The organism is Treponema sp. R6D11 (assembly GCF_054786075.1).
Genome location: NZ_BDHD01000468.1, coordinates 1 through 981 on the forward strand (window position 1 = coordinate 1; position 981 = coordinate 981).

Sequence of the window (981 nt, forward strand, 5' to 3'; positions counted from 1 at the left end):
TTTTTGAACAGAGCGCGGCCGGAACAAAGGGGAAAAAAGACCTAGGCGCTGCGCTGACGGGCGAGTTCCCGAGTTTTTTCAAAGGTTCCGAAAAACCCGTAAGGGAAGGTTCAGACGAAGTGTTACCCGACATGCCGCAGTACGCCAAGCAGTCGAGGATTCTCGTGGTGGGCGATACGGATTTCGCCACAAATATGATCAACGCCACTAACGCGAGGCAGAACCTTGATTTTCTTCTTCGCTGTGCGGACTGGCTTGTAAGCGACGAGGACATTATCAAGATACGCAGCGAACAGCCCCATGTCGGCCGTCTGGATAAAATTTTTGCTTCTGGAAGCCGGGCGGCGGCCATGCGCTTTGTTCAGATCATCAATGTCGGCGTTATTCCGCTTTTGGTCGTCGCGGTCGGCTTGATTCTCGCCTCGCGCAGAAAAAAACGCTCGCAAGACACGGAGAAGGTATAGGAGAATTTTATGGAATACAAAAAAAGACTTGTTTACATTTTATCGGTAACCGAGAGGCGCTGAATGCTGTCCACCGCCACTTTTCCGTCTTCGCTTTCCGGAATGAGCCTAAGGTTGAACCATGCGGTAGATGAACCCGTAAGATACGACGCGAATATATTTTCTCCTGAACGAACTTCGTTCTGATCGTATCTACGGATATAAATTTCCCGCCCCGTTACGTCCTCGCTTCCCAACAGCAGGTTCAAAAGCGTTGAATTTTCCTCGTACAGGGTAATTCTTATCGCGGATTGGTTGTCAATGCCGAGTTTTTCATGGGAAGACGCGCTCGTAGAACGTACTGGCCACGGTTTTTTTGACGTAAAAATGGCGACAAAATCTTCGATACGAAGCTGTCGGGCGGGATATTCCGTACCGTCCCGCAAAACAAACCACTTGTTGCCTTTCTTGACGATTTCCACTTCTTCCCCTTGCCCGCTTATAATTATTTTAGCCGGGCTTCCCGCCGTTATTGTTT

Annotated in this window: 2 protein-coding genes; one reads left to right on the forward strand and one right to left on the reverse strand. The window is 49.4% G+C overall.

Annotation, left to right across the window (positions count from 1 at the left end):
- Nucleotides 1–464: Gldg family protein (locus ACYVTD_RS14010; RefSeq protein WP_461248339.1), on the forward strand; the 464-nt coding region annotated here is incomplete at its 5' end.
- Between the two features lie 32 nt (nt 465–496).
- Here ACYVTD_RS14010 and ACYVTD_RS14015 read toward each other — a convergent pair.
- Nucleotides 497–981, reverse strand: a 485-nt coding sequence (locus ACYVTD_RS14015) for a DUF4340 domain-containing protein (protein WP_461248340.1), incomplete at its 5' end; no start/stop codon positions are given.